This window comes from Sphingopyxis granuli NBRC 100800 (genome assembly GCF_001591045.1).
Lineage (GTDB): Bacteria > Pseudomonadota > Alphaproteobacteria > Sphingomonadales > Sphingomonadaceae > Sphingopyxis > Sphingopyxis granuli.
Window position 1 is genome coordinate 1 of sequence record NZ_BCUA01000107.1, and the last position, 10,400, is coordinate 10,400.

A 10,400-nucleotide genomic window follows, 5' to 3' on the forward strand; every position below is an offset into this window, starting at 1 on the left:
CGATGCTCTAGCTGTCGAAAAGGGATCATTGCCGACTTGTTTCAGGAAGCGACGGCTTTCCACCCCGAAGCGGCCAATAAAAAGGGGCCCGAAGGCCCCTTTGATCCGCGATATCGCGGCGTCAGCCCGCGATGCGTTCGGCAAGCACGGTCAAACCGGCCTCGTTCACTTCGGCGAAGCCGCCTTCGACTTCGATCGTCTCGGGCGCGGCACCGGCGCTGGCATAGATGGTCAGCGGACCGTTGCGCAGCGTCGTCATGAAGGGCGCATGGCCTTCGAGCACCGAGAAGTCGCCTTCGCTGCCCGGCACGGTGACCATATGGACGTCGCTCGACCGTTCGAGGCGGGCGGGGGTGACGAGTTCGAACTTCAGGGCCATTCTCTAATCTCCCCCCTCCCGCTTGCGGGAGGGGTCGGGGGTGGGCTCGTTCCGGGCAGGCCGCTGGCCCGCCCCTACCCCCTCCCGCTTGCGGGAGGGGAGCTTCTATTACGCTGCTTCCGCCGCCAGCTTGGCGGCCTTGGCGACCGCTTCCTCGATGCCGCCGACCATGTAGAAGGCGGCTTCGGGCAGATGGTCGTACTCGCCGTCGACGACCGCCTTGAACGACTTGATCGTGTCCTCGATCTGCACGAACTTGCCGGGGATGTTGGTGAACACCTCGGCGACGTGGAAGGGCTGCGACAGGAAGCGCTGGATCTTGCGGGCGCGGGCGACGGTCAGCTTATCTTCCTCGCTGAGTTCGTCCATGCCGAGGATCGCGATGATGTCCTGCAGCGACTTGTACTTCTGCAGCGTTTCCTGAACGCGGCGGGCGGTCTCGTAATGCTCCTGCCCGACGACGCGCGGTTCGAGGACGCGGCTGGTCGAATCGAGCGGGTCCACCGCCGGATAGATGCCGAGTTCCGAGATCGCGCGCGACAGCACGGTCGTCGCGTCGAGGTGGGCGAACGACGTCGCCGGCGCGGGGTCGGTCAAGTCGTCCGCGGGAACGTAAATGGCCTGTACCGAGGTGATCGAGCCCTTGGTGGTCGAGGTGATGCGTTCCTGCAGCGCGCCCATGTCGGTCGACAGCGTCGGCTGATAGCCCACGGCCGAAGGAATACGGCCGAGCAGCGCCGACACTTCCGAACCCGCCTGCGTGAAGCGGAAGATGTTGTCGACGAAGAAGAGCACGTCCTGGCCTTCCTGGTCGCGGAAATATTCGGCCATGGTCAGACCCGACAGCGCAACGCGGGCACGCGCCCCCGGCGGTTCGTTCATCTGGCCGAACACCAGCGCCACCTTCGACCCCTCGGGGGTCGGGTTGCCGTCGGCGTCCTTGGCGATGACGCCCGCGTCGAGGAATTCATGGTAAAGGTCGTTGCCTTCGCGGGTGCGTTCGCCGACGCCCGCGAACACCGACACGCCGCCATGGCCCTTGGCGATGTTGTTGATCAGTTCCTGAATGAGCACGGTCTTGCCGACGCCTGCGCCGCCGAACAGGCCGATCTTGCCGCCGCGCGCGTAGGGCGCGAGCAGGTCGATGACCTTGATGCCGGTGACGAGGATCGCCGCCTCGGTCGACTGGTCGACGAATTCGGGGGCCTTGGCGTGGATCGGCGCGGTCATGTCGCTGTTGATGGGGCCGCGCTCGTCGATCGGATCGCCGATGACGTTGAGGATGCGGCCGAGCGTCTGCGGGCCGACCGGGACCGAAATCTGCGCGCCGGTGTCGGTGACGGGCTGGCCGCGGGTCAGGCCGTCGGTCGCGTCCATCGCGATGGTGCGGACGGTGTTCTCGCCCAGGTGCTGCGCGACTTCGAGGACCAGGCGGTTGCCGCCGTTGTCGGTTTCGAGCGCGTTCAGAATCGCGGGCAGCGCACCGTCGAACTGGACGTCGACGACGGCGCCGATCACCTGCGCGACGCGGCCGGTCGCGGCGCCGGCCGCGGCCTTCTTCGGCGCGGCGGCCTTGCTCGCGGCCGGCTTCTTGGGCGCGGCGGCCTTTTTGGCGGGAGCCTTCTTTTCAGGGGCGGGTGCGGTGGCCATGTGCTTCTTCCTGCTTACAGCGCTTCGGCGCCGGAGATGATTTCGACGAGTTCGGTGGTGATCGCGGCCTGGCGGCTGCGGTTATACTGGATGGTCAGCTTGTTGATCAGGTCGCCCGCGTTGCGCGTCGCATTGTCCATCGCGGTCATCGACGCACCCTGTTCCGACGCGGCGTTTTCGAGCAGACCCTTGAAGATCTGGATCGTCACGTTGCGCGGCAGCAGGTCGGCGAGGATCGCCTCCTCGTCGGGCTCATATTCGACCGCCGCGCCGCTCGAAGCCGGGGCTTCGTCGGGGGCGGGGACGGGGATGAGCTGCTGGCCGGTCGCTTCCTGCACCAGCGCCGAGCGGAACTTCGAATAGAAGAGGTGCGCGACGTCGAACGCGCCCGCCTCGAACAATTCGCTGATCTTCTCCGCGACCTCGCGCGCCTGCTCGAAGCCGATCTCGCGGATGCCGGTCGTCTCGTAATTCTCGATGATCTGGCCAGGGAACAGGCGGTTGATCACCGGGCGGCCCTTGCGGCCGACGAGGAAGAAGCGAACCGTCTTGCCCGCGGCCTGCAACTCGTGCGCCTTGTCGCGCGCCGCCTTGACGATGTTGCTGTTGAACGCGCCCGCGAGGCCGCGGTCGCTGTTCAGCACCAGCAGCAGGTGGGTGTCGCTCTTGCCGGTGCCCGACAGCAGCTTCGGCGCGCCGTCGGCGGCGCCGACCTTCGACGCGAGGCTCGCGACGACGCCTTCGAGCCGCTCGGCATAGGGACGCGCGGCCTCGGCCGCGGCCTGTGCCTTGCGCAGCTTGGCGGCGGCGACCATCTTCTTGGCCTTGGTGATCTTCTGGGTCGATTTGACCGAGTTGATCCGCCCTTTGAGTTCCTTAAGACTGGCCATCAAGCCTCTCTCTGTGTGTCCCCGCGAAGGCAGGGACCCATGGACCTCCGCCTTCGCGGAGGTGCACGATTAAGGGTTAAGCGAATATCTTGGCGAAGGCGTCGAGCGCGGCGACCAGGCCCTTCTTGGCGTCGTCGCCCAGGTCCTTGGTGTCGCGGATCGTCCCCAGGACATCCGCATGGTCGCTGCGCAGATAGGCGAGCATCGCCGCTTCGTAACGGGTGACGTCGTTCACCGCGACGGTGTCGAGATAGCCGTTGGTGCCGGCGAAGATCGACGCGGTCTGCTCCTCGAACGGCATCGGGTGGAACTGCGGCTGCTTGAGCAGCTGCGTCAGGCGCGCGCCGCGGTTGAGCAGCTTCTGCGTCGCGGCGTCGAGGTCCGAGCCGAACTGCGCGAAGGCTTCCATCTCGCGATACTGCGCGAGCTCGAGCTTGATCGAGCCCGACACCTTCTTCATCGCCTTGGTCTGTGCGGCCGAGCCGACGCGGCTCACCGAAAGACCCACGTTGATGGCTGGGCGGATGCCCTGGTAGAAGAGGTTGGTTTCGAGGAAGATCTGGCCGTCGGTGATCGAAATCACGTTGGTCGGAATATAGGCCGACACGTCGCCCGCCTGCGTCTCGATGATCGGCAGCGCGGTCAGCGAGCCCGAGCCGTTGTCGGCGTTCATCTTCGCCGCGCGCTCGAGCAGGCGGCTGTGCAGGTAGAAGACGTCGCCCGGATAGGCTTCGCGGCCCGGCGGGCGGCGCAGCAGCAGCGACATCTGGCGATAGGCGACCGCCTGCTTGGACAGGTCGTCATAGACGATCACGGCGTGCATGCCGTTGTCGCGGAAGAATTCGCCCATCGTCACGCCGGTGTAGGGCGCAAGATACTGCAGCGGCGCGGGCTCCGACGCGGTCGCGGCGACGACGATCGAATATTCCATCGCGCCATTTTCTTCGAGCTGGCGGACGATCTGCGCGACGGTCGAGCGCTTCTGGCCGACGGCGACATAGATGCAATAGAGCTTCTTGCTCTCGTCATCGCCCTTGTTGACTTCGCGCTGGTTGATGAAGGTGTCGATCGCGACGGCGGTCTTGCCGGTCTGACGGTCGCCGATGATCAGTTCGCGCTGGCCGCGGCCGACGGGAACGAGCGCGTCGAGCGCCTTGAGGCCGGTCTGCACCGGCTCGTGTACCGACTGGCGCGGGATGATGCCGGGCGCCTTGACCTCGACGCGCATGCGCTTGTCGGCCTTGATCGGCCCCTTGCCGTCGATCGGGTTGCCGAGACCGTCGACGACGCGGCCGAGCAGGCCCTTGCCGACGGGGACGTCGACGATCGTGCCGGTGCGCTTGACGGTGTCGCCTTCCTTGATCTCGGCGTCCGAGCCGAAGATCACGATGCCGACGTTATCGGCTTCGAGGTTGAGCGCCATGCCCTTCACGCCGTTGGCGAATTCGACCATCTCGCCGGCCTGGACATTGTCGAGGCCGTGGACGCGGGCGATGCCGTCGCCGACCGACAGGACCGAGCCGATCTCGCTGACCGTGGCGTCGGTTCCGAAATTGGCGATCTGGTCCTTGATGACCTTGCTGATTTCAGCAGCGCGGATTTCCATTGTTTAGCCTTTCATCGCCTGTGCGAAGCCATTGAGACGGGTACGGATGCTGCCGTCGATCAGCTGGCTGCCCAGCTGGACGACGAGGCCGCCGAGGATGGCGGGGTCGACGGTCGTCGCGATCTGCACGTCGCGGCCGACACGGGTCTTGAGGTTGGCGGCGAGCGCCTTGAGCTGCTCGGCGCTGAGCGGATGCGCGCTCGTCACCTTCGCGGTCACTTCGCCGCGATGCGCCGAGACGATCGCGTCGAACGCGTCGATCATCCCGCCCAGATCGGCGAGGCGGCGATTCTCGGCGAGCACGCCCAGGAACCTGGTGGTCAGCGAATCCAGCCCCAGCGATTTCGCGACCGCCGCGACCGCCTTCGCGGCGTCGGCGCGGCCGACGACCGGGCTCTGGGTCAGCGCGGCGAGGTCCGCCGATTCGGCGAGCCCGGCCTTGACGGTCGCCAGACTCTGACGGACGCTGTCGATGGCGTCCGATTCGCGCGCCAGATCGAACAGCGCGCTGGCATAGCGGCCCGCGAGGCCCGCCGTGATGTTGCCCTGAATGCCGCCGGAATTCTCCACGCGCGAAAGTCCTTCTTTAACGATCCCGAGGGGGATGGCTGCGCGGGTTTCCGGCATCCGAAAATGCCCCCGCTGCAAAGTCGCGGCGCGCGTAGCAACGATTTTGCTGCAATGCAAGGCGAGGGTGGGGGAATCGAGCACCCTGCTACGTCCGTTCGCACCGAGCTTGTCGAAGTGCCGTTCTTTCTTCAAACACCGGTCAAGGAAGAACGGCCCTTCGACAACCCCGGATCAGGTCCGGGGACGAACGGAAGAGAGGGAAGTGTATGGGCGAGATGATCCGCATGACGATGGACGATGGCGCCGAGATCGCCGTCTATCACGCGCAGCCCGAAGGCGAGCGCCGGGGCGGGCTCGTCCTGATCCAGGAGATATTCGGCGTCACCGACCATATCCGCGAGCTGTGTGACGAATATGCCGCCGCTGGCTATGAAGTGCTGGCGCCCGCGCTGTTCGACCGCGAGCATCCGGGGTTCGAGAGCGACTATTCGGGACCGCAGTTCGAACGCGCGGTCGAACTGGCGCGACAGCTCCACCCGTTCGAGCAGAGCCTGAAGGACGCGCAGACCTGCATCGACGCGCTGAAAGGCGCCAATGGTTCCGGGGGTCCGGTCTTCATCACCGGCTATTGTTATGGGGGGTCGGTCGCGTGGCGGATGGCGCAGACCAGCCCCGATCTGGCCGCGGCATCCTGCTATTACGGCAGTCTCGTCCCGACGCAGTTCGCCGAGCAGGCGCCGCAATGCGCGACCATCGCCCATTTCGGCCGCTTCGATGCGGGGATTCCGATGGAGGGCGTGGAGGCGCTGATCACTCGCGAGCATCCGACCGCGCAGATCTTCGTCTATGAGGCCGGACACGGTTTCAACAGCGACCGCCGCAAGGATTATCACGAACCGAGCGCGGAGCTTGCGCGCGAGCGGACGCTGATGCTGTTCAGGGCGTGCGGGGGCTAAAGCCGCCGCTTCTCCTCCACATAGGCTTCGTTTCGTTCGCGCTTACCGATGGCGACGACAACCACCGTGATCGTTTCATCCTCGACTTGATAGATCAGCCGGTATCCAGCCGAACGCAGCTTGATCTTGTAACAATTGGCCATGCCGGACAGGCGAGCGGATGGGACGTGCGGATTTGCCAGCCGCTGGGCCAGCTTTTTGCGAAACTGGGCGCGAACACTCTTGTCCAGCCGATCCCATTCCTTCTTGGCGTCTTTGAAGAAATCGAGATTATAGGTCGTCAATGCTGACCCTTATCCGTTCCTGCCCCTGACGCTCCCTGACGATCCGCGCCAGTTCGATGTCGTCGAGCGCATCAAGGATCGCTTCCCACGCGTCGGCGGGGACCAGATAGGCTTCGGGCGTGTTGCGGTTGAGGATCGCGACGGGGGCGCCATCGGCGGCGCGGATGGCGGCGGACGGATTCTTCTTGAGTTCCGAGATGCTGATGCCGAAGTCGGCGAGAAGCGGCTTTCCCATGACCTGTTAATAGGTCTTTTAACAGGTCACGTCAAGGTGCGGCCGCCGCCGAACCGGCGACCTTCTGGCAGCGATAGACGAGCCGCTCGTTCGGCGTCGGCGGCAGCGCGCCCTTGATCGCGTCCTGCTGGGTCGCGAAGGCGGCGAGCGCCTGTGGGTCGGCAGCGCAGCCCTTGATCTCCGCCGCGGCGCGCAGCGCGCGCGCCTTCGCCATCGTCTCGGCGTCGAGCAGATAGCGTTCGACGCGATATTCGTGGGCGCCGTCGTCGATCGAGGCGATCGTCACCGTCGCCTCCTCGTTCGGGACGAGGATGCGCTGCCAGCGGCCGTCGGTGCCCTGCGCATATTGGGTGCGCCGGTTGATGCAGCCGTCCCCGCCGATTTCGACCGGCACGTCGACGGTCGAGGACACGGTGATGCGGCTGCGGTCGGGCTGGATCGTGCAGAGAAAACTCCCCTGCGCCAGCTTCGGCGTGGCGTCGGGTGCCGCCGCCTGGTCTGTTTCTCCGGCGATTTCGGCGTGCGCGTCGGGGCGCGTCACGAACAGGATCGCGGCGCCGATCATCAGCACCGCGCCCGCGCCGCCGGCGATCTTCGCGTTGCGCATCGCCTTCTGGCTGTAGAAGAGCAGCCCGGCTCCGGCGGCGAGCGCGCCGATGACGAACAGGACCCCCGCCAGCGCGATGCGGTTCTCGCGCGACGCCAGCGCGGCCTCTTCGGCGCGCGCCTGTTTCAGTTCGCGGTCGAGCCGCGCTGCCGCCGTCTTCGCGGCATCGGCTTCGGCCGCCGCGCGGGTTTCGGCGTCGAGTGCCGCCCGATCGCGCGCGGTCGCCTCCGCCATCGACAGACAGGCGGTGCCGACGCTCGTATATTGCTGTCCGGCATCGGCGAGGAAACGCGCGATCTCGCGCACCGAGATGGCGAAGGCGAAGGGCGAATCGCCGTCGTCGGCGCGGGTGATGAAGGTGTTGATCCCGACGACGCGCCCGCAGGCGTCGACGAGCGGGCCGCCCGAATTGCCGCGCGAGATCTTGGCGGTGTGGACGAGCGTCGCGATGCCGTCGACCGCCTGAACGTTCGACATGTTGCCTTCGCTGCGTACCGGGGTGCGCGGGGTGATATAGTCGGCGGCGCTGCGCGCGGTCGCGAGGTCGACGTTGCCCGGATAGCCGAGCGCGACGACGTCGGTCCCCGATTCGAGCGGCCCGGTATAGATGGCGGCGGCGGGCAGGCGGCCCTCGCCCATCTCGATCAGCGCGAGGTCGCGCGCGGTGTCGATCGCGATCAGCCTGGCGGGATAGCTTTTCTGCCCCTCCGACGGGACGACGCCGAGCGCGACATTGTTCGGATAGCGGACCGCCGATTCGACGACGTGCGCGTTGGTCAGGATGCGCGTCGGGGTGATCGCGATGCCGCTGCCGTGGCCGAAGCCGACCACCTCGCCCTCCATCATCGCGACGGTGACGACGCGCACGACGCTGCGCGAGGCGGCACTGATATCGTCGGCGGCCCGCGCGGGCAGGACGATAGCGAAAAAGGCGAGCAGCAGGGGGAGGAGGCGGGTCATGGCGCGGCAGATTAGTGAGGCGCGCTTTGAACGCAAGCATCGGGACGCGCGCCGCGACGGCGCGTGGCAGACGGGTTCGGCACGAAGAAAGGACGGTCCATGACCCTCATAACCTATGCCATTTCTTCTCGCGCCGGGGTGCTGGCGGCTCCCTGTCGCGATGCGCCGCTGCCGGTGTTCGACGAACTGCGCGCCCTGTTCGCCGACGACGCGACCGCCTATATCGACGCGCATAATGCCGCATACGGCTGTTTCGCCGCGCGGATCGGAAGGAACGCGACATGAGTGCCGGGACCATGACCGACGACGAATGCTGGGCCGCGGTGCAGCGCCGCGACCGGGCACTCGACGGGCGCTTTGTCACCGGGGTACTGACGACGGGCATCTATTGCCGGCCGAGCTGCGCGGCGCGGCACCCGGCGCGCGCCAACGTCCGCTTCTTCGCCGATGGCGCGGCGGCGCGCGCGGCGGGGCTGCGTCCCTGCAAGCGCTGCCTGCCCGACGACGTTGCGCGCGACGAGGGCGCGGTGATTGCCGCGATCGCGGCGATCAAGGGCAGCGAGGAGCCGCTTGCACTCGCCGATCTCGCCGCGCGCACCGGCTATTCGCCGACGCATTTCCAGCGCGTCTTCACCCGCCACACCGGCCTGTCGCCCGCCGCCTATGCCCGCGCGCTGCGCGAGGAGCGCGCGCGGACGGCGCTGAGCGAGGGCGCGCGGGTGACCGACGCGATCTACGACGCCGGCTTTTCGGGGCCGTCGCGATTCTATGACAATATGGAGGGACGCATGGGAATGACGGCTTCGGCGTGGGTAAACGGTGGCAAGGGCGTGACGATTCACTGGGCGGTGGTGCCGACCAGCCTCGGTGACATGCTCGTCGCGGCGACCGGGAAGGGCGTGTGCCGCCTGTCCTTCGCCGAGGGACGTGAGGCGCTGGAGGAGCGCTTCCCCGCCGCGACGCTCGTCGAGGGCGACGCGGCCTTCGCGGCGCTGCTGACGCAGGTGATCGAAGCGGTCGAGACGCCGGCGGCCGGCTTCGACCATATCCCGATCGACGTGAAGGGCACCGCCTTTCAGGAAGCGGTGTGGCGCGAGCTTCGAAAGATTCCGGCGGGCGAGACGCGCAGCTATGCCGACATCGCCGCCGCGGTCGGCAAGCCGAAGGCGGTGCGCGCGGCGGGAAGCGCCAACGGCGCCAACAATGTCGCGGTGCTGATCCCGTGCCACCGGGTGGTGCGCAGCGACGGCTCGCTCGGCGGCTATGCCTATGGCCTGCCGATCAAGCGCGAACTTCTGAAAAGGGAAATCCCATGACGCCAGTATCATCGAGCGCGATCGCCGCATTCCGGGCGCTGCACGTTCCCGGCGACCCGCTGATCCTCGTCAACATCTGGGATGCGGGCAGCGCGAAGGCGGTCGCGGCGGCGGGCGCCCGTGCGATCGCGACGGGCAGCTATGGCGTCGCGGGCGCGCAGGGCCGCGCCGACGGAGAGAATTTTCCGCTCGACGATGTCCTCGAAAATCTGCGCCGCATCCTCGACGTCACCGACCTGCCGGTGACGATCGACATGGAATCGGGCTACGGCGCCGACCCGGCGGCGGTCGGCGCCTCGATAACCCGGGCGCGGGAGGCGGGCGCCGCAGGGGTCAATATCGAGGATCGCCTGCCCGGCGCGTCGGAACTGCTGCCGATCGCCGCGGCGCAGGCACGCTATCACGCCGCCGCCGATACTGGCCTTTTCGTCAACGCGCGCTGCGACAGCTTCCGGGGCCGCGATGCGGCGGCGGACGGCGCCGCGCTTGTCGCTCTAACGCTAGAACGCGCGCGCGCCTATTCCGACGCGGGCGCCGGGTCGCTGTTCGTGCCCTTCCTCGCCGACGGGGGGTGCATCGGTGCAATCTGCGAAGCCTTGCCGCTACCGGTCAACATCCTCCGCTCGTCCGTCGGGCCGACGCATGCCGAACTGGCGGCGCTCGGCGTGGCGCGGATCAGCCACGGTCATCAACCCTGGGCCGCGGCGATGGCCTGGCTGACCGCGCAGGCGGAGACGGTGCTGGGCGGTGGTGAGCCTGCCTATTAGGACTCCCGCGAAGGGGGGGGGCGGCGGCGAGGAAAAACCTATCTCCACCCCTTTTTTGCGGGAACAGGGGCTTCGGGGAGCGCGCAATATTATTCCAAAGTATATGAAGGTCATGCTGTGTCCTTCCGACTTCCCCTCCTGCATGTGGGAGAGGTCGAAGGAGAGCAGCGGTGGTGCGGA

Annotated in this window: 12 protein-coding genes; 4 read left to right on the top strand and 8 right to left on the bottom strand. The window is 67.1% G+C overall.

Features of this window, described 5'->3' with window-relative positions; translation table 11 throughout:
- Nucleotides 1–121: 121 nt before the first annotated feature.
- From SGR02S_RS17410 to SGR02S_RS17430, 5 genes are all read right to left on the bottom strand, one after another.
- The gene (locus tag SGR02S_RS17410; protein WP_067112951.1) at nt 122–379 is read right to left on the bottom strand and encodes an ATP synthase F1 subunit epsilon; all 258 of its coding nucleotides are present in this window, start codon (nt 377–379) and stop codon (nt 122–124) included.
- A gap of 108 nt (nt 380–487) precedes the next feature.
- On the bottom strand, nt 488–2,029 hold the full coding sequence (gene atpD / locus SGR02S_RS17415) for a F0F1 ATP synthase subunit beta (RefSeq protein WP_082737358.1): 1,542 nt from the start codon (nt 2,027–2,029) through the stop codon (nt 488–490).
- 14 nt (nt 2,030–2,043) lie between these two features.
- Nucleotides 2,044–2,919 carry a F0F1 ATP synthase subunit gamma gene (locus SGR02S_RS17420; RefSeq protein WP_067112953.1) on the bottom strand — a complete coding sequence of 292 codons (876 nt, stop codon included), beginning with the start codon at nt 2,917–2,919 and terminating at the stop codon, nt 2,044–2,046.
- Nucleotides 2,920–2,995: 76 nt separating this feature from the next.
- Nucleotides 2,996–4,525, bottom strand: coding sequence for a F0F1 ATP synthase subunit alpha (atpA, locus tag SGR02S_RS17425; RefSeq protein WP_067112955.1), 1,530 nt, complete (start codon nt 4,523–4,525; stop codon nt 2,996–2,998).
- A gap of 3 nt (nt 4,526–4,528) precedes the next feature.
- Nucleotides 4,529–5,095, bottom strand: a complete 567-nt coding sequence (locus tag SGR02S_RS17430; protein ID WP_067112962.1) for a F0F1 ATP synthase subunit delta — start codon at nt 5,093–5,095, stop codon at nt 4,529–4,531.
- 266 nt (nt 5,096–5,361) lie between these two features.
- Between SGR02S_RS17430 and SGR02S_RS17435 the strand changes: the two genes are divergently transcribed.
- Entirely contained in the window at nt 5,362–6,051 is a 690-nt protein-coding gene (locus tag SGR02S_RS17435; protein WP_067112967.1) for a dienelactone hydrolase family protein, read from the top strand.
- On the opposite strand, the gene SGR02S_RS17440 is transcribed toward SGR02S_RS17435, so the two are convergent.
- Genes SGR02S_RS17440 through SGR02S_RS17450 form a run of 3 tightly spaced genes read right to left on the bottom strand, consistent with a single transcriptional unit; the run spans nt 6,048 to nt 8,137 of the window.
- Entirely contained in the window at nt 6,048–6,335 is a 288-nt protein-coding gene (locus tag SGR02S_RS17440; RefSeq protein ID WP_067112969.1) for a type II toxin-antitoxin system RelE family toxin, read from the bottom strand. The genes SGR02S_RS17435 and SGR02S_RS17440 overlap by 4 nt on opposite strands.
- Nucleotides 6,322–6,570 (bottom strand): type II toxin-antitoxin system Phd/YefM family antitoxin, encoded by a 249-nt coding sequence (locus SGR02S_RS17445; RefSeq protein ID WP_067112971.1) that lies wholly within the window; start codon nt 6,568–6,570, stop codon nt 6,322–6,324. The genes SGR02S_RS17440 and SGR02S_RS17445 overlap by 14 nt, the downstream gene beginning before the upstream one ends.
- Before the next feature lie 31 nt (nt 6,571–6,601).
- Nucleotides 6,602–8,137, bottom strand: coding sequence for a S1C family serine protease (locus SGR02S_RS17450; RefSeq protein ID WP_067112974.1), 1,536 nt, complete (start codon nt 8,135–8,137; stop codon nt 6,602–6,604).
- Nucleotides 8,138–8,236: 99 nt separating this feature from the next.
- Here SGR02S_RS17450 and SGR02S_RS17455 point away from each other — a divergent pair, with 99 nt between their 5' ends.
- The 3 genes from SGR02S_RS17455 to SGR02S_RS17465 are packed head-to-tail and all read left to right on the top strand — an operon-like array spanning nt 8,237 to nt 10,220.
- A complete protein-coding gene (locus SGR02S_RS17455; protein ID WP_067112976.1) occupies nt 8,237–8,422 on the top strand; it encodes a DUF1203 domain-containing protein in 186 nt (61 codons plus the stop codon).
- Entirely contained in the window at nt 8,419–9,453 is a 1,035-nt protein-coding gene (gene ada / locus SGR02S_RS17460; RefSeq protein WP_067112978.1) for a bifunctional DNA-binding transcriptional regulator/O6-methylguanine-DNA methyltransferase Ada, read from the top strand. Before SGR02S_RS17455 ends, ada begins: the two co-directional genes overlap by 4 nt.
- The gene (locus SGR02S_RS17465; RefSeq protein WP_067112979.1) at nt 9,450–10,220 is read left to right on the top strand and encodes an isocitrate lyase/PEP mutase family protein; all 771 of its coding nucleotides are present in this window, start codon (nt 9,450–9,452) and stop codon (nt 10,218–10,220) included. Before ada ends, SGR02S_RS17465 begins: the two co-directional genes overlap by 4 nt.
- Nucleotides 10,221–10,400 lie beyond the last annotated feature (180 nt).